16 protein-coding genes are annotated in these 16,205 nt (G+C 60.3%); 10 read left to right on the top strand and 6 right to left on the bottom strand.

Features of this window, described 5'->3' with window-relative positions; translation table 11 throughout:
* Window positions 1-143: 143 nt before the first annotated feature.
* The 4 genes from uvrC (at window position 144) to Q355_RS0100140 (ending at window position 5,856) form a co-directional block, all read left to right on the top strand.
* Complete coding sequence (gene uvrC, locus Q355_RS0100125; RefSeq protein WP_027875901.1) at window positions 144-1,943, top strand: excinuclease ABC subunit UvrC; 1,800 nt, start codon at window positions 144-146, stop codon at window positions 1,941-1,943.
* Between the two features lie 75 nt (window positions 1,944-2,018).
* The gene (locus Q355_RS0100130; protein ID WP_027875902.1) at window positions 2,019-3,035 is read left to right on the top strand and encodes a homoserine dehydrogenase; all 1,017 of its coding nucleotides are present in this window, start codon (window positions 2,019-2,021) and stop codon (window positions 3,033-3,035) included.
* A 75-nt stretch (window positions 3,036-3,110) separates the two neighbouring features.
* Window positions 3,111-4,415: a threonine synthase gene (thrC, locus tag Q355_RS0100135; protein WP_027875903.1), complete on the top strand. Its 1,305-nt coding sequence runs from the start codon at window positions 3,111-3,113 to the stop codon at window positions 4,413-4,415.
* A gap of 235 nt (window positions 4,416-4,650) precedes the next feature.
* The gene (locus Q355_RS0100140) at window positions 4,651-5,856 is read left to right on the top strand and encodes a methyltransferase C-terminal domain-containing protein (RefSeq protein ID WP_027875904.1); all 1,206 of its coding nucleotides are present in this window, start codon (window positions 4,651-4,653) and stop codon (window positions 5,854-5,856) included.
* Window positions 5,857-6,012: 156 nt separating this feature from the next.
* Here Q355_RS0100140 and Q355_RS15165 read toward each other — a convergent pair whose 3' ends face one another.
* A complete protein-coding gene (locus tag Q355_RS15165; protein ID WP_051529238.1) occupies window positions 6,013-6,399 on the bottom strand; it encodes a winged helix-turn-helix domain-containing protein in 387 nt (128 codons plus the stop codon).
* A gap of 214 nt (window positions 6,400-6,613) precedes the next feature.
* Between Q355_RS15165 and Q355_RS0100150 the strand changes: the two genes are divergently transcribed.
* Entirely contained in the window at window positions 6,614-8,446 is a 1,833-nt protein-coding gene (locus Q355_RS0100150; protein ID WP_027875905.1) for a hypothetical protein, read from the top strand.
* Between the two features lie 48 nt (window positions 8,447-8,494).
* Here the strand turns inward: Q355_RS0100150 and Q355_RS0100155 are convergent, their stop codons facing one another.
* From Q355_RS0100155 to Q355_RS0100175, 5 genes are all read right to left on the bottom strand, one after another.
* The gene (locus tag Q355_RS0100155; protein ID WP_027875906.1) at window positions 8,495-9,541 is read right to left on the bottom strand and encodes a chymotrypsin family serine protease; all 1,047 of its coding nucleotides are present in this window, start codon (window positions 9,539-9,541) and stop codon (window positions 8,495-8,497) included.
* A 100-nt stretch (window positions 9,542-9,641) separates the two neighbouring features.
* The gene (locus Q355_RS0100160) at window positions 9,642-9,884 is read right to left on the bottom strand and encodes a hypothetical protein (protein ID WP_027875907.1); all 243 of its coding nucleotides are present in this window, start codon (window positions 9,882-9,884) and stop codon (window positions 9,642-9,644) included.
* Between the two features lie 368 nt (window positions 9,885-10,252).
* Window positions 10,253-11,404, bottom strand: coding sequence for a pyridoxal phosphate-dependent aminotransferase (locus Q355_RS0100165; protein WP_027875908.1), 1,152 nt, complete (start codon window positions 11,402-11,404; stop codon window positions 10,253-10,255).
* Window positions 11,405-11,454: 50 nt separating this feature from the next.
* Window positions 11,455-12,006 (bottom strand): ribonuclease FAU-1 family protein, encoded by a 552-nt coding sequence (locus Q355_RS0100170; RefSeq protein WP_051529239.1) that lies wholly within the window; start codon window positions 12,004-12,006, stop codon window positions 11,455-11,457.
* The gene (locus Q355_RS0100175; protein WP_027875910.1) at window positions 11,984-12,508 is read right to left on the bottom strand and encodes a Uma2 family endonuclease; all 525 of its coding nucleotides are present in this window, start codon (window positions 12,506-12,508) and stop codon (window positions 11,984-11,986) included. Before Q355_RS0100175 ends, Q355_RS0100170 begins: the two co-directional genes overlap by 23 nt.
* A 103-nt stretch (window positions 12,509-12,611) precedes the next feature.
* On the opposite strand from Q355_RS0100175, the gene paaA reads away from it, so the two are divergent.
* The 5 genes from paaA to Q355_RS0100200 all read left to right on the top strand — a co-directional run bounded on the left by paaA (window position 12,612) and on the right by Q355_RS0100200 (window position 16,204).
* The gene (gene paaA / locus Q355_RS0100180; protein ID WP_027875911.1) at window positions 12,612-13,577 is read left to right on the top strand and encodes a 1,2-phenylacetyl-CoA epoxidase subunit PaaA; all 966 of its coding nucleotides are present in this window, start codon (window positions 12,612-12,614) and stop codon (window positions 13,575-13,577) included.
* 85 nt (window positions 13,578-13,662) lie between these two features.
* On the top strand, window positions 13,663-14,244 hold the full coding sequence (locus Q355_RS0100185; RefSeq protein WP_027875912.1) for a phenylacetic acid degradation protein: 582 nt from the start codon (window positions 13,663-13,665) through the stop codon (window positions 14,242-14,244).
* On the top strand, window positions 14,228-14,986 hold the full coding sequence (gene paaC / locus Q355_RS0100190) for a 1,2-phenylacetyl-CoA epoxidase subunit PaaC (protein ID WP_027875913.1): 759 nt from the start codon (window positions 14,228-14,230) through the stop codon (window positions 14,984-14,986). The genes Q355_RS0100185 and paaC overlap by 17 nt, the downstream gene beginning before the upstream one ends.
* Before the next feature lies 1 nt (window position 14,987).
* The gene (gene paaD / locus Q355_RS0100195; RefSeq protein WP_027875914.1) at window positions 14,988-15,482 is read left to right on the top strand and encodes a 1,2-phenylacetyl-CoA epoxidase subunit PaaD; all 495 of its coding nucleotides are present in this window, start codon (window positions 14,988-14,990) and stop codon (window positions 15,480-15,482) included.
* 116 nt (window positions 15,483-15,598) lie between these two features.
* Entirely contained in the window at window positions 15,599-16,204 is a 606-nt protein-coding gene (locus Q355_RS0100200; RefSeq protein ID WP_027875915.1) for a hypothetical protein, read from the top strand.
* Window position 16,205 lies beyond the last annotated feature (1 nt).

Here is a 16,205-nt window from a genome sequence, read left to right on the forward strand (position 1 = left end):
AAGTCTAAAGAACGCCCAAAACCCCCCAAAATGTCTTAGACGGAGTTGGCTTTTTAACCGACAGATACTGAGGGGCGGGCCCCCAGCCAGGATTGGCACCAGGTCACACTGGCTGCATGAGGGTGTACTAGGATAGGGTTCAGATGCGGCTGGAAGACTTGCCCCCGCTACCCGAAACACCGGGGGTCTACTTGTGGAAAACCGGCGAGGCTATCATCTACGTGGGCAAGGCCAAAAACCTCAAAGCCCGCGTAACCAGCTATTTTCATGGCGAGGGCAAGAGCCTGCGCATCTGCCAGGAAGCCACCCACCTCGACTTTATCGTGGTGCGCGACGAGGTAGAAGCCCTGCTCTTGGAAGCCAACCTGATCAAGCACCACCGCCCTCACTACAACGTCCTGATGAAGGACGATAAGCACTACCCCTTCCTGAAGCTCACCCGCGAGGAGTGGCCCATGCTGATGGTGGTGCGGCGGGTGGAGGACGATGGGGCCCGCTACTGGGGGCCATTTCCCGAGGCTTCGGCAGTGCGGCGCATCAAGCGCCTGGTGGATCGCTTTTTCCCTTTGCGCCAGAACTCAGGCTACCCCTTCAAAAAAAGGCGCTACCCCTGCCTTAACTACTCGATGGGGCGCTGTCTGGCCCCCTGCGTGGGCAAAGCTGACCCAGAGCAGTACCGCATAGCCGTGCAGCAGGTAGAAAATCTGCTGGATGGCAAGATGGAGGCCCTATACGAAAGCCTGGAAAAGCAGATGCGGGCCGCGGCTCAAAACCAGGATTTCGAGCGGGCGGCTGAAATACGCGATCAGATAAGCGCTGTACAGAGTTTTTTTGGTACTGCTCAGCAGGCCTACGACCCCGATCTGGGCGACCTGGACTTTCTGGGCTTTGCCCGGGCGGGCGATTATGCCCTCTTGCAGCACTACCAGGTGCGCGGGGGCCAGATCTTGGGGCGCATCAGCCGCTTCGTGGAGGGGGTAAAGGAGGCCAGCGATGCGGAGTTGCTGGAAGCCTTCCTGCGCGACTACTACCTCGAGGCCACCCCGCTGCCCCCGCTGGTGCTCTTGCCCTTCGAACTGGAAGCCCAGGAAGCTTTCTCGGCCTTCTTGAGTTCCAAAGGGCGCAAGGTGGAGGTGCGCATCCCCCAGCGCGGCGACAAGACCCGGCTGATCGAGCTAGCCCAGCACAACGCCCAGACCGCCTTGCAAACCGAACTCAAGCTTCTGGAGCGCAAAGGCGACCACCCCGGCCTCAAGGGGCTGATGGAGGTGCTGGGGCTTTCCCGCCGCCCTTATCGCATCGAGGGCTACGACATCTCGAACCTGCTGGGCGATAGCGTGGTGGGCTCCATCACGGTCTTCGAGGGGGGTCGGCCCAAAAAAGCCGAGTACCGCCGCATCAAAATCAGGGGCCTGCAGCAGCCCGACGACTTTTTCTCGATGGAACAAACCATCCTCCGGCGCTTCACCGGCAGCCTGGCCCAGCAGATGCCCATCCCCGATCTGATCCTGGTGGACGGGGGCCTAGGCCAGGTGCGGGCCGCGCAGAAAGCACTCAAGCAGGCCGGACTGGAGATCCCGCTGGTGGGGCTGGCCAAGCGCGAGGAGACCCTGGTGCTGCCCGACGGCAAGACCATCGCCCTTCCCCAGAGCCATCCAGCCTTGCAGCTCCTGATTTACCAGCGCGATGAAACCCACCGCAATGGCCTCGAGTTCCACCGCAAGCTACGCAACCAAAAAGCCCTCAAAAGCATCTTCGACGACATCAAGGGCATTGGCCCGGCCCGCAAGCTGGCCCTGATGAACCATTTCTCCACCCTGGAGGAACTGAAGGCCATGAGCGTGGAGGAGCTGGCCCGGCTGCCGGGCCTCGACAAGCGCAGCGCACAGGCGGTTCTGAAGGCGCTGGGCGTAGCCACCGCTTCTCAGGGGTCATCTGTTTGAGTCAGCTCGAGTCCTGACGGCTCCCTCCGCTAAGCAGACTGGCATTCCCCTTTTCAACACGGTAGGCTTACGCCTATGGAAACCGTGCGTGTGGCCCTGATGGGGGGCGGAACTGTCGGGAGCGCTTTTGCCCAGCTTTTACCTGCTCATCGGTCGCGCTTCAGGGCGCTGGACGTCGAGGTAGAGCTAACCCGGGTGCTGGTGCGCGACACCCAGAAAAGCCGCCCGGGTATTCCCGCTAGGCTTCTGACCAACAACCCCAAAGGCTTCCTCGAGGATGTGGACGTGCTGGTAGAAGTGGCGGGCGGCACCACCCTGGCCGGGGATCTGGTCTTGCAGGCGCTGGAGATGGGCCTGCCGGTGGTAACCGCCAACAAAGCCTTGCTGGCCGAGCGCTGGGGCGAACTGCGCGAATATGCCGAGGAAGGCAGCCTCTACTACGAGGCCAGCGTGATGGCCGGAACACCCATCCTGGGCGCTCTGCAAAGCCTGTGGGGCAACCAAACCTTGGAGGTGCACGGCATCGTGAACGGCACCTGCAGCTACCTGATCCGGCGCATGGAGGAGGGTGCTACCTACGACCAGGCCTTCCAGGAAGCGGAACAACTGGGCTACCTGGAAGCAGACCCCAACCTGGATGTGGGCGGCATTGACTCGGCCCACAAAATTTGCGTGCTGGGACGACTCACGGTAGACCCCGGGCTTTCCTGGAACAAGGTCTTACAGCGCACCCGGGGCATCCAGCACCTCACCCCTGAGCTGCTCCAGCAGGCCAGGGCCGAAGGCCACGCCATCAAGCTGGTGGCTAGCCTCTACCCCGAACAGGGCGAATGGGTGGCGGCGGTACGTCCAGTGCGCCTGCCCGAGTCGCACCCCCTGGTCAGCATGGGCAGCGGTCGTAACGCCCTGGTCTACAGGGGCGACCCGGTGGGGCAGTTGGTCTTCGCCGGGGCCGGGGCCGGTGGGGATGTAACGGCCAGTGCGGTGCTGGGCGATTTGTACCGGCTGCTGCTGGGCGCACCCGGCCACCTGCCCATTCCGGACTCGGTTCCCACACCCCAGCAGCCGCTGGAGCAGCTCGAGGAGGTCTGATGTAGAGCTCCCCCGAGTGCCATGTAGAAGCCCACAGTGCGAAATGAGCACGCAGAGATGGTATAAGTACCCACTATGATCCGCTACTACAGCACCCGCGACCCCCACAAGAACCTGGTGCGCTTCGAGGAGGCCCTGCTCAAAGGCCTGGCCCCGGATGGGGGCCTGTACATCCCCAACCGCATTCCAAAGATTGAGCCGGAAGCCTGGCTCGAGGCCCGCTCCATCGCCGAGGTGGGAATAGCGGTACTGGGCACCTGGCTCAAGGACGAGATTCCCGCCACCGACCTGGAAGCCATCGTCCGCGATGCCCTGAACTTCCCCTGCCCGCTGGTGCCGCTCTCGGACGACCTGTTCGTGCTCGAGCTCTTCCACGGCCCCACCCTTTCCTTCAAGGACTTTGGGGCCCGCACTATGGCCCGCCTGATGCAGTATTTCCTGCGCCAGCGGGGCGAACGCCGCATCATATTGGTAGCCACCTCCGGCGATACCGGCAGCGCCGTGGCCGATGGCTTCGCCGGGCAGGACAATATCGAGGTGGTCTTGCTCTACCCCAAAGGCATGGTGAGCGAGGTGCAGGAGCGCCAGCTCATCACAGAGCGCCCCGGCGTACGCAGTTTTGCGGTGGAGGGCACCTTCGACGACTGCCAGCGCATGGTCAAGGAAGCCTTCGTAGACCCCGAGCTGGCCCACCTGCCTTTAAGCAGCGCCAATTCCATCAACATTGGGCGCCTGCTCCCCCAGGCTTTGTACTACCTGTGGGCCGCCCGTCAGGTCAACTCGCTCGGGGAAAGGGTGGGGGCGGAAATCAATTTTTGCGTTCCCAGCGGCAACCTGGGCAACCTTACCGCTGGCATCCTGGCCGCGCTGATGGGACAGCCAGTGCATAAGTTCATTGCTGCCCACAACGACAACCACTTTTTCCCCGACTTCTTGCAGGGCAAGGCGGAGGCCTATCAGTTTCACCCCACCATCGCCACCCTTTCCAACGCCATGGACGTGGGTTCGCCCAGCAACTTCGAGCGCCTGTACACCCTGCTGGGGCCGGAAAAGCTGCGCGCGTGGGTCTGGGGCACCACGGTTTCGAACGAGGCCACCCTGGCACGCATGAAAAAAACCCACCAGACCTGCGGCTATATGGCCTGTCCCCACACGGCGGTGGGCCTGGAAGCCCAGGCCCGCTACCGGGCGCAAACCGCCGACCCCACCCCCACGATCAGCCTGGCCTGCGCCCATCCAGCCAAGTTTCCCGAGGTGGTCTTTAGCGCCCTGGGCCAGGAGCCCCCTCCAGAGCAAGCCCTGCAGGTACTCTACAACCGCCCAACCCGCGTGCAGACCATTGGCCCAACCCTACAGGCCCTCAAGGCGTTCTTGCTTTAACGGCCTGCGCCAGGCTCGACGCTGGGAAACCGCCAAGATTCGGATAGCCTGTACCCTTAGAGCCATCTCGTTAATTGTTGCGTTACGGGTACGTTTTATTTATCAAAGCACCCGCAATTCCGCTTAACGAATCGCCGCAACCCGCAATCAAAGCAAGCAAAATCCGATAACGGTACGATTACGGCCGAGTTTGTACCTTCTTGCAATAAAGCCGCGCATGTGGCCAGGGGATTAAATGAAAAAGCGCAAGACCTGTCGCTCGTGTGGTTCGGGGGAGCTAATGCTCTTTCTGAGCCTGGGAAGGATTCCCCTCGTTAGCATCCTGAGCAGTGATCAACTGGCCACCCCCGAAGAGCGACGCAGCCTCGAGGTCGCTTTTTGTAAGCGTTGCGGGCTGGTTCAGCTCACTGGCGACCCAGTAGGCAGTACCCCGACACCCCCGGCATTTCCAGTAGAAGACTTACTCGAGGGGCTTCCAGGTAGCCACCAGCTCGGCCCAGGTTCTGTGGTTCTGGCCCTGGAAGGCAGTAGCCCGGCGCAGCTGCACGAGTTCGGGCAAGCAGGGGCTAAAGTGGTTTACCTCGAGCCCCATTCAGAGCGGGTTAAAGCGGTTTCTGGCAAGAATCTCCTTATCCGAAATGAGCGTTTTGAGCGCAGCTATGCCGCCACACTGCACAACGAGGGGCTACAGGCCGAGGTGATACTGGCCAATCAACTACCTTCCTATCACACCGACCTCAATGGGCTGTTCGAAGGCCTGGCCATGCTTCTGAGCGATAACGGCGTGGTCGTAATGGAGCTGCTTTATGTGCTGGAGCTGCTCGAGGCCCGGCAGTTCGAGCATTTTTGCCACCAGCAGCCGCACTACTTCTCGGTTCGGGCCATACACGAGCTTGCACGCCGTCATGGCCTCTGGATTCAACAGGTTGAACCTTTGGCGGAGGGCTATCTGCGCTATTTTCTGAGCAAAAGCCGCCAGGTCGAAACTCCGGCTGGCCGCTATATGGAGCAAGAGCAAAAGCTGGGTCTGAGCGATACTGCCTACTACCTCGAGTTTGCCTCACGCACAGCAGCAGTGCGTGAAGCCCTGGTGGCTTTGCTTACCGAGCTGCGCGCGCGCGGACGAAGGGCAGCGGCCTACGGAGCCAGCACCCAGGGTATGGTTTTGCTCAACTATGCGGGTTTGGGGCGCGAAGTAATTGAATTTGTGGTTGACCCTGATGCAGGCAAGCAGGGGCGCTTTTTAGCTGGGGTGCATATCCCCATATACGGAGTAAAAAAGCTGCTCGATGAACAACCCGACTACCTGCTTCTGCTTAACCCCCCCACACATGAAATGAAAGCGCCGCTCGAGGCATACTTGCACGGGGGCGGCAAGTTTATCGTTGCCTTACCCCACCCCGACATTCTGAAACCCACCCAGAAAACGCCGTTCATATGAAATCTCGCTGGATTGTTCCCTTAATAGGGAGGACCCCCGGCTGGCGACCGGGGGCACATGAAGCGTCTGGCAAGAAAAACATAACATATGACTTGTTTTTTGTCAACACTTTACACGGTATTGCGTATTTATTGCATAACGTACATGTAAATATAGCTACTTTGCACCTTTTTCTTTGACATCTGGCACATCAGGCCTGGTTTGAGACCAGCCCGCAAAAGCCTCATAAAAGCGGGCCTCGAGCATCTCTTGCGTACCCAGGACGAACCAGCGGTATCGCTCCACCAGTTCCAGGGCCTCTGCCGTCAGGGAGCTGCCGCCACCCCCTTCGCCGCCCGAGAAGCGCTCGAGCAAAGCAAACCCCAGGCCCTCCTCGGCTTTTTTGAGCCGATCCCATGCCGTTCGGTAGCCAAGCCCAACTGCCCTGGCCCCCGCCTTGAGGCTGCCCTGCTCGGCAACAGCCAGCAACAGGCGCAAGGTGCCAGGGCCCAACATATAATCGCCCGATTCAGACTCGAGCCAGAATTTCATCCTGAGGCGCATACCCTAAGGGTACATGGAGGACTCCAAATGCCCAAAGGTTTTTGTCGAGGTGCAGCGGGCCGTTATCTGAGGGCGTTATGGACTCGTTTCGCTTTCAGCCACCGCGCAAATACCTGTAACGGTTTAAGACACAGGTTGTTAAGCATAGCGCTATTCGCGTTTCACGTTGCCGTTATGCGTGGTTTCATAAATTTGAAAATCACAGAGCGATTCAATGAAAAGCCTCAAGCCCTCCCTCGACGAAATTCTCGATCGCTTTACACAGGAAGTGTTGTATGGCGAGGTGGTTGGTAGCACCAGCGATTGTGGCGTTGTACGCCTGGGGGTAGATGCGGAGGCCAAAATCTCGGTCGAGGCAGGAGGGGTGCGCTTTGCGCCGCTGGATACCCCAGGCTGGGGTCGCCAGGGAATTGCCTACGGGCCTTTTGCCCACAAAGCGGGTCTGGCCTTTGGGGTCTTCATGCTCAATGGGCACAACAATTCGCAAACCCTAAGCGAAAGCCCCTTGCAGCTGCGCAGCGCCAAGCCTGAAATACAACTCCCATTCAAGGCGCACTTTTCGTCCACTCCGCTGCGTGAAAATCTGGCCGTGGGCTGGTTTAATCATCCTGCACCCTCCAATCCCCTCGAGGCCGGTCAGGCTTTTGTGATGCAAGGACATCGCAGCGTCAATGGCAGGTTATGTGCAACCAAGGTACAGGGTTTGCACCATTTGTTACTGGACATTCCGAACAACCCCATCTACTTCCTCACGGTGCTGCGCAAAAAGGGGGTGGCCTTTTACGCCGGTTCGCTCGAGGGCAGTCGGCACTTACCGGCGCTGCCCAGGGTGCGACCCGTAGCCATAGACCCCTACGACCTCGGCGCTGCGGCTTTATATGCTGGGGTTTACCAGTCCATCCTGGGCGAGAATGGACACCGGGCAGACACCCGCATCTACGGGGTACGGGTGGCGGTTATCCCAGAGTGGCAAGGGCATGGTACAGCCCTAGTGGCGGACCCACAACCACAGCTCGGGCGCAAGGCCGCTCTGGGTGGAGTATGGCAGCTAAACGATCCAGGTATGCTGCTGCAGACCAAAGAGCCGGGCGGGCTGTTCCATGTGCGGCTTACGGCGCCTGCCAGTCTGATCTGGCGCTACCGCGACCCCAGGCATTACCTGGCGCTTCAGCTCACCCCCCGGGAAGTCCGGCTGTGCCTGCGGTTTGGTGCAGGGCAGTATGTGCTGGCCAGCGAGCGCCACACCGAGACCAACCAGCAACCCCACTGGGTGCAGGTGCTCGACGATGGGCAGGCCCTCAACATCAGTCTGGATGGCCGAGCCCTTTTCTCCGAACTCCCCCTGCTCGAGCCCCGTCTAAGCAGCGAAACCGGCGTTGGGTTGATAGGCCAGGCCGCCGACCTCGAGGTGCACCCACGCGAAATAGTGTTGCCAGCTACCCTGGAGCTGGGCCAGCCCTGGCAAGCCAGGGGACAAAAAATAGCTTTTGCGCCCTACCTGAACCAGCCTGCCGAAAGCTTGCTGGTCTCGTGGGAACCCACTTTAGGCCCGGGGGCTCTGGTGCCTGAAGAGGGCGGCCTCGCCATCGAAGCAGCAGGAACCGAGCGCACCCTGTACACCATCCCCTGGGATAAACCCAACTTTGCCGACCTGGAAAGCGAGATTCTTCCATCCGGGCAGCAAAGCCGGGCCGGGGTCTGTTTCTGGCAGGACGCCCAGCATCATCTGGTGGTGGCCCTCTCCCTCGACCACACCGAGCGTGCCGTGGTGGGCATGCTGCGCTTTGCTGGCTACGAAGACCCTTACGGCAAGGTGTGGACCCGTGTGCCCGATCGGCTCTACCACGGTGTGCCCGTGCGGCTCCGGGTGGTCTGCGACGGCGAGCAGTTTCAAGCCTACCTCGACGACGAACCTGTGCTGTACCGAGCCTTTCGCGATATATACCCAGGTGCCGACCGCCTGCAAATCCGCCGGGTGGGGCTGGCTCTGAGCGGCCAGGCTGAAGATAGCGGCAGCGTCTTTCGTAGCTGGATTGCGCGAAAATAGGGATGCCAAAGGGGAGCGCCAAACGCGCTCCCCAGGGTTTTTCGAGTATCAACCAATGCCTTCGGCCACTTCTATACGCAGCAGTGAGCGCACATGCTCAAAGTGGTTGACGATGGTGGCCACCGGGGAGCCAGCAAACAACAACCCAAGGGCCAAATTGCCCCGCTCGCTCAGCACCAGCGAGCCCGAATCCCCCGGCGCCGAGATGTTGGTGGTCACAATCTGGTCAATGAAGCGTGCAATTCGCCCACCGCCATAGTTAACGTCTACCGTAGCCCCCAGCACCGTAATGCGTCCCGTGGTCATGTTGGTGGTGCGGCCGGTTTTCTTGACCCGCTGCCCCACCAGGGTCTTGGAGCGGGGCTGCCAGCCCTGCACATAGCCGTTCCAGTAAATCTCCCGGTCGAGGTCGTGGAACTGCCCCTCGGCTATGGCGGCATCCACCAGGTTGCGGTGGTTAGACCTTGGCACCGGGGGTTCGAAGGTGATGGGAACAAAGCGGCTCAGCCGGGCAATGAGGTCTGCCGGTAGGGTGCCCCCATCGAAGACCCCCGGTTGCAGAATGGGGTCGCCAAGGCTGGCGCCATTGGAATTAGCCAAAACGTGGTTGTTGCTGAGGATGTAAAAGCGGGGCGGAATACCCAGACCATGGGCCGGAGGGCTCACGGTAGCCCCCGGCAAAAAGTCGTAGACCGCTGTGGCCATTGTGCCAGCAGTAATTTTGAAGTGGCCTACACTGTAGCCCCCCTCGGCAGGCCTGACCCTTCTGGTGAGGGTCTGCACCCCAGGCTCCCCAGCATTTCCGGCAAAAACCTCCCCAATGGCCAGCACGTCGGTCTGCATATCCCCCAGCTTGGCCGGAATCAGGTCGGCCCGGCTGAGCTGGTTGCGTTCCAGCTTCTGGCTGACCAGCACCACCAGGGCCGGCTCACCGGTCGGCTCACCGTTCTTCCACTTGACCCCCACACCCATTCCACGCACATTGGCGCGCATGGCCTCGGGTGTCAGAAAGTCGTCCTGCGTAGCCTGTTTGGCCTTTTCGGCCTCGGCCTGGGCACTGGCCGAAAGCATGGCTTTGGCTTCATTTATAGGCATACCTACCCCCTGCGGTTGGGTAATACTCCCCTCAATTCGACGGAATACAAAAAGAGGCACCTAAAACCGATGGCCTCGACACCGCACCTACCAGAAAACCCTACTTGTGGTTTTTTTGAGCCTCAACCGCGCCTATCTCGCGCACCCGCACCCGCACCCCCTCGAGGTTCCTGGGCACCCGCTCGTGGGGCTGCAAAGCCTCTGGTGGCAGCTTGCGGCTTACCAGCACCACCACCACCTCGCGGCCCTGCTCTTCCCCCCACCCCACCCCCACCACATTGGGTAGGGCCATCAGGCTGGGGGTGTGCTGTTCGATCAGCGCTTGCAGGGTTTTCTGGGACATACCCCCTCCGTTTCTCCCAGTGTACTTCTGCGCACAAAGCACCGGGACGCAATTCGGTGTAGCTGGCTCACACCGTGGGCCGATGATAAACGGCAAGGCGTTACGCAAGCGTTACGAAAGGCTTTTTGGTCTTAATATTCGGCCAGTTTGGGTTTTTAGAGCCTGTGCAGTCAACTTTACTTCCTGCTCACCCCACATAAACCAGGGCGCCGTGCAAGCAGAATCAGCAGCCGCCAGCCTCTGGCCTGGCAGCGTGCAATCGCTTCTATCGCACTCTTCACAGACGTTGCCTCCCATCTGGGAGGCAACTGTGCTGTGCAGGATTAAGCAATCGAGCTGTGAGCAGTTCAATATTTGTGAAGAGTGCTCTAGAGAATCGAGGCGATGCGTTCCAGGGCCTGGCGGATATTGGCCTCGCTGGTGGCATAGCTAAAGCGCACGTGGTGGGGCGCTGCAAAATCGGTTCCGGGCACCACGGCTACCCGGGCTTCGTTGAGCAGTTTGAGGGCCGCCTTGTTCTCGTCGGGGTCAATTTTGGAAACATCCGATAGGACGTAAAAAGCCCCGTTGACTCTGGGGGTAGGGAGCCCCAGCGCGTTCAAGCCGTCCACAATAATGCTGCGCCGCGCCCGGTAGGCTTCGCGGGCCATGGAAATAAACTTTTGCGCTTCCTCCACATTATTAAGGGCTTCCACCATGGCCCACTGGGCGATGGTATCGGGGCTGGTGGTGGACTGGCTGGAGACGTCGATAATGCCCTTGATCACATCCTTGGGGCCACCGGCGTAGCCAATGCGCCAGCCGGTCATGGCGTAGGCTTTGGCCGCACCGTTGATGGTGATGGTGCGGTCGGGGGCCACATGGGCCGGCGAGAAGTGTTCGCCCTCGTAGATGAGGTGCTCATAAATTTCGTCGGAAACAATGTAAAGGTCGTGCTTGTTGGCCAGTTCGGCAATGGCCACCAGCACTTCTTTGGGATAAACCGCCCCCGTGGGGTTGCCCGGCGAGTTGAGCACGATGGCCTTGGTGCGGGGGGTAATCTTGCGCTCGACCTCCTGTGGGTCGGGGATAAAGCCCGACTCGGGGCCGGTGTTGACCTCTACCGGCACGCCTTCAGCAAAGCGGGCCATCTCTGGATAGCTGACCCAGTAGGGGCCAATCACAATCACCTCGTCACCGGGGTCGAGGATGGCCTGGAACAGGTTGAACAGGGCCTGCTTGCCGCCTACCGTCACCACGATCTGATCGGGGGGAATCTCGAGGCCGTTTTCCCGCTTGAACTTGGCGCTGATGGCCTCGCGCAGCTCGGGAATGCCTGCCGGCGGGGCATATTTGGTTTTGCCGGCGGCCATAGCCCGGGCTGCCGCATCCTTGACGAACTGCGGGGTATCGAAGTCGGGCTCGCCTGCCGTCATGGCGATCAGGTCTACCCCCTGACGACGCAGCTCGAGGGCTTTAGCATTAACCGCTACCGTGGAGGAGGGCTTCATGGTTTTGACGCGCTTGGACAGGCCTCGCATATTTGTAGATTGTCTGGGGTTGAGGGTCGGGGGTCAAGACCTGCAACGGGCTAGAGCCGCTCGAGCCAGGCTCTGCCCTGCCCCGGCGGCAAAACCGGCCACGCTTTTAGGCGCATGTGCCGCTCAATCTGCTGCACGGCCCGGCTGGCCTGCTCCACCCATTCGGCAGGATAGAGCGGGGCTTTGGCGGCGAACTCCTCGAGGTCGAAGGTCTGGCAGCGGTGGTCGGCCCTGCACTTCACGTCAATTTCCAGGTCGTATTGCCAGATGCAATCTGGCTCAAAGCGGGGTGGGGTCTGGATGTTCCAGTAGTATTCCAATACCCTTCCTGAAGCATCCAAATCCGGCCCACCCGAGTACCAGCGCCCCAGAAAAAAAGCTACATACGCCTGGTGGTCTACCCGCAGCACCCGGTTTTTGCTGACATGATGAAATTCAAAACCCAGGGGCATATGAACCAGCACTGCCTCCGGGCGAATCTCGCACACCCGAGCCTCCCACCAGTAGTGCACCTTATCGGCAGGATACTTCCAGAACTCGACGCGCAGGGTCTGGCCTGTCTGGTAGTTCACATAACTCCTACACCCACCACTCGAGCCCATCCTCCCCAAACGCCAGCGGCGCAACCCGTGTGCCCTTATCGAAGTAGATGGGCTGGTAGTCTGGGGCGCGGTAAACTTCCAGCTTCTCTTCCAGCAGGTTCACAAGCCATACCTCTGGAATTCCCGCCTGGGCGTACAACGGCACCTTCAGGCTACGGTCTTGGGCCAGGGTGGTGTCGCTTACCTCGATCAGCAGTAGCACGTCCTGGGGATTGGGGTCGCGATCTTTGTAGGTAGAGAGGGGCGGTTTCAAGAGCATCAGGTCGGGCTCGGGCTCGGAGTCGGGCGCAACCATCAGTGAGCACTGCGGCATCACCACGGCACGTTCGGAAAAGGTTTTGACCAGCATCTCGGTGAGTGCCGTGACGAAATAGCGATGACGATAACCCATCGGCGACATGTGATAGACCTCACCATTCAACAGCTCCACCCGGCCCTGCCCCAAGGCCCCGGCGGCGTAGGCTTTGTGGTAGTCCTCGACGGTGAAACGGTGCTTCACCATGGCTTTAGTATAGCAAGCTGGGTCGGGCCACTTTGAAATTTGGGGGAACTCGAGCTAAACTAGCGAAAACTAACAAGCGTTAGTTTGGCAAGTGGGAGGAAAGATGCCAGTAAAGTACGGAGTACCCAGCGACCCCGATTACCCCGAGCGCCTGGCCGAGTTCGAAGCCCGCATAAAGCGGGGCGAAAAGATCGAGCCCGGCGACTGGATGCCCGAAGAGTACCGCCGCCAGCTCATCCGCATGATTTCGCAGCACGCCCACTCCGAGGTGGTGGGAATGCTGCCGGAAGGGGCCTGGATTACCCGCGCCCCCACCCTCAAGCGCAAGATGATTCTGGTGGCCAAAGTGCAGGACGAAGCGGGCCACGGTCAGTACCTCTACCATGCCGCCGAGACCCTGGGCATCAGCCGTGAAGCTATGCTCGAGGCCCTTCTGTCGGGCAAGGCCAAATACTCCTCCATCTTCAACTACCCCACCCTCACCTGGGCCGACATCGGCACCATCGGCTGGCTGGTAGACGGGGCAGCCATCAAGAACCAGACCATGCTGGCCCAGTGCTCCTACGGCCCCTACAGCCGGGCCATGGTGCGCATCTGCGCCGAGGAGACCTTCCACCACAAACAGGGCAAGGAGATGGTGCTGCTGTACGCCAAAGGTACCCCCAAGCAGCGCCAGATGGCCCAGGACGCCATCAACCGCTGGTGGTGGCCCGCCCTGATGATGATGGGCCCCCACGATAAAGACAGCCCCAACACCGAAGTTTTGGTGCGCTGGGGCATCAAGACCAAGACCAACGACCAGGTACGCCAGGAGTTCATCAACGAGCACGCGCCCGAGATCCTCGAGGCCGGCCTCACCCTCCCCGACCCCGACCTGCGCTACGACGAGGCCACGGGCAACTGGCTGCACGGCCCCATCAATTGGGACGAGTTCTGGCAAGTTGTGAAGGGCAACGGGCCCATGAACAAAGAGCGCTTAGAAGCCCGCCGGCGCGCCCATGCCGAGGGGGCCTGGGTGCGTGAAGCGTTAGAAGCATACGCCACACGGCAGACGGCCGTGGCCGTCTAACAGCGAGGAAAGAGAATGGTGGAAAGCGGAAAGCAAAGTTAATCTCTTGGGTTTCTCTTTCCTCTTTTCCCGCATTTGAGGTTTTATGGACACACAGTGGCCCCGCTGGGAAGTCTTCAAGCAGGACACCCCCCACAAGCCCCATCAGGCGGTGGGTTCGGTGCATGCTGCCGACCCCGAACATGCCCTCCTAACTGCCCGCAACGTCTTCGCCCGGCGGCCCCAGGCCGTGAGCATGTGGGTGGCGCGGGCAGAAGATATCTACGCCTGGACCAAAGAAGAAATTGCCCAAAGCCAGCTCCTGCAAGCAGAACACGACAGGGCCTATAGCCCTCCTTCCTCGCCGCGCAAATATCTGGTTTTCCGCAAAACCAGCCACAAACGCTCCATGACCTTTGTAGACCATGTGGGCGAGGTGGAGGCCCGCACACCCGAAGAGGCCCTGGCGCAGGCCCAGACTACTTTTACCGATGCAGAAGCATTGGCCTGGTGGGTTGTGCCCGCCGACAAGGTTTACCAGACCGACCCCAGCCCGGACACCATCGAAAGCTGGTTTGCCCCAGCCAAAGACAAAACCTACAAACAGCAACAGTTCTACGCCACAGTGGGCTCACATATCAGCAAGCACAAGCTGGGGCGGGGGGTGGAAGATGACGAGTGCTGTTAAAGAGGCCCTGATCGCCAAACTGACCGCCCTGGCCGACGACGAGGTGATTCTGGCCCACCGCAACAGCGAGTGGACCGGCCACGGGCCCATTCTGGAAGAGGACATTGCCCTGGCCAACATCGTGCAGGACGAGCTGGGCCACGCCACCTTGTGGTTTGGCCTGCGCCAGCAGCTCGATGGCTCCGACCCCGACCGGCTGGCCTTCTTCCGCGACGCCAACGAGTACCGTTGCTGCGAGCTGGTCGAGCTACCTAAAGGCGACTGGGCCTTCACCATGCTGCGCCAGTACCTCTTCGACCTGTACGAAGCGCTCTGGCTCGAGGCCGCCCGGCACAGCAGCTATCCACCCTTAGCCGACGCCGTGCAAAAGATCATCCGCGAGGAGCGCTTCCACCTCCAGCATACCCAAGCCTGGGTGGAACGGCTGGGCCAGGGCACCGAAGAATCCAACCGGCGCTTGCAACAGGCCCTGGATATGCAGTGGGGCTATGCCCAGCAGCTTTTTGTGCCCATCCCCGGCGAAGAGCTGCTGGTGGCCGAGGGCATCGTACCCGACCTGGCCCTGGTAAAAGAAGGTTGGCTCGAGCACAGCACCCGCCACCTGCAAAACGCTGGCCTCAAGCTGCCCATCAACCCCGGCTATCAACCCACCTCCCGCACCTACCACACCGAGCATCTGTGGAGCATCCTGGCCGAGATGCAGTCCACCGCCCGCTGGGATGCCGAAGCCAAGGTTTGGTAACATGACCACCCTGCCCGATACCAAGCAAGTCTGGAAGGCTTTAGCCCAGATTCCCGACCCCGAGATTCCGGTAATCAACGTGGTCGAGATGGGCATCGTGCGGGACGTGGTGATCGAGGGCCGCAAAGCCGTCATCACCATGACCCCCACCTTCTCGGGCTGCCCGGCCCTGCACCTGATCCGAGCACAACTGGAGCAAACCGCCCGCTCGCTGGGCTTCCAGGAAGTCGAGGTGCAGACCGTGCTCTCACCGCCCTGGAGCACCGACTGGATTACCCCCGAAGCCAAGGAACGCCTGCGCCAGTACGGCATTGCACCCCCCAAGCCCAGCAGCGAGCAGGACTTTTTGATAGAGCTCGAGCCCTCCCCCACCCCCTGCCCCCGTTGCGGCTCCCTTAACACATCGGTAAAGAACACCTTTGGCCCTACCTTGTGCAAAGCCATTTACGTCTGCAACAATTGCAAGGAGCCCTTCGAAAGCTTTAAGACCGTGTAGGCCGCAAGGACGTTATGCAACGCCCCTGCAAACCCATGTTGGGTCAAATGTAACTGAGTACCCCTCTGGCATGGGTGTACAATTTCATTGCTTCAAAAAGCGAGCAGGAGGAATTTATGAAACGTAACTTGGCCTTGGGCGGTTTTCTGGTGTTAGCATTTGTGGGTTGTGGCCTGATTCCTCCCATTGATGTGGGGGATGTGCTGGCGCTCAACGGAAAAACCACAGACATTACGCTGACAGGGACGGGTTCCGCATCCATCCAATCAACGGGCACAATCGGGGGCGCAAGCGCCACTTTTACCTTTGATGACAACCTAAACCTCAACATTCCCCTCACGCCGAACAGCTTCAGCTACACGGTCGCCATAAGCAACGTGAACTTTGGTAGTGGCTGCACCCTCACCGGCAACACCACCGTGCAAATCCAGAACTTCAAAGTGGTGCTATCCGACCCTGCCTTTACCGATCCCTCCAAGCAACCCAGCGCAACCGCAAGCAATTTGAGCTTTTCTGTCACGCTCAGTGGGGGCGCTTTCATCGTGAGCAACCTCTCGGGCAATGAGCTGGTATTCAACAACCTAGGCAATGTGGGCACCATCCTCAAAGGAGGCGGCACCAACACCCTCACCCTCAGCGGAACCGTGAGCACGCACCCCAGTGTGGGGAGCTGCACGCTCACCATCACTTGGGGTGCTGGCAAAGGTACCATCAAGCTATAAA

It is taken from the genome of Meiothermus cerbereus DSM 11376 (assembly GCF_000620065.1).
Lineage (GTDB): Bacteria > Deinococcota > Deinococci > Deinococcales > Thermaceae > Meiothermus > Meiothermus cerbereus.

Excerpts from the sequence above, each read along its gene's own strand:
- uvrC (WP_027875901.1), top strand. The coding sequence starts at position 144 with ATGCGGCTGGAAGACTTGCCCCCGCTACCCGAAACACCGGGGGTCTAC.
- Q355_RS0100130 (WP_027875902.1), top strand. The coding sequence starts at position 2,019 with ATGGAAACCGTGCGTGTGGCCCTGATGGGGGGCGGAACTGTCGGGAGC.
- thrC (WP_027875903.1), top strand. The coding sequence starts at position 3,111 with ATGATCCGCTACTACAGCACCCGCGACCCCCACAAGAACCTGGTGCGC.
- Q355_RS0100140 (WP_027875904.1), top strand. The coding sequence starts at position 4,651 with ATGAAAAAGCGCAAGACCTGTCGCTCGTGTGGTTCGGGGGAGCTAATG.
- Q355_RS15165 (WP_051529238.1), bottom strand. The coding sequence starts at position 6,399 with ATGCGCCTCAGGATGAAATTCTGGCTCGAGTCTGAATCGGGCGATTAT.
- Q355_RS0100150 (WP_027875905.1), top strand. The coding sequence starts at position 6,614 with ATGAAAAGCCTCAAGCCCTCCCTCGACGAAATTCTCGATCGCTTTACA.
- Q355_RS0100155 (WP_027875906.1), bottom strand. The coding sequence starts at position 9,541 with ATGCCTATAAATGAAGCCAAAGCCATGCTTTCGGCCAGTGCCCAGGCC.
- Q355_RS0100160 (WP_027875907.1), bottom strand. The coding sequence starts at position 9,884 with ATGTCCCAGAAAACCCTGCAAGCGCTGATCGAACAGCACACCCCCAGC.
- Q355_RS0100165 (WP_027875908.1), bottom strand. The coding sequence starts at position 11,404 with ATGCGAGGCCTGTCCAAGCGCGTCAAAACCATGAAGCCCTCCTCCACG.
- Q355_RS0100170 (WP_051529239.1), bottom strand. The coding sequence starts at position 12,006 with ATGGGCTCGAGTGGTGGGTGTAGGAGTTATGTGAACTACCAGACAGGC.
- Q355_RS0100175 (WP_027875910.1), bottom strand. The coding sequence starts at position 12,508 with ATGGTGAAGCACCGTTTCACCGTCGAGGACTACCACAAAGCCTACGCC.
- paaA (WP_027875911.1), top strand. The coding sequence starts at position 12,612 with ATGCCAGTAAAGTACGGAGTACCCAGCGACCCCGATTACCCCGAGCGC.
- Q355_RS0100185 (WP_027875912.1), top strand. The coding sequence starts at position 13,663 with ATGGACACACAGTGGCCCCGCTGGGAAGTCTTCAAGCAGGACACCCCC.
- paaC (WP_027875913.1), top strand. The coding sequence starts at position 14,228 with ATGACGAGTGCTGTTAAAGAGGCCCTGATCGCCAAACTGACCGCCCTG.
- paaD (WP_027875914.1), top strand. The coding sequence starts at position 14,988 with ATGACCACCCTGCCCGATACCAAGCAAGTCTGGAAGGCTTTAGCCCAG.
- Q355_RS0100200 (WP_027875915.1), top strand. The coding sequence starts at position 15,599 with ATGAAACGTAACTTGGCCTTGGGCGGTTTTCTGGTGTTAGCATTTGTG.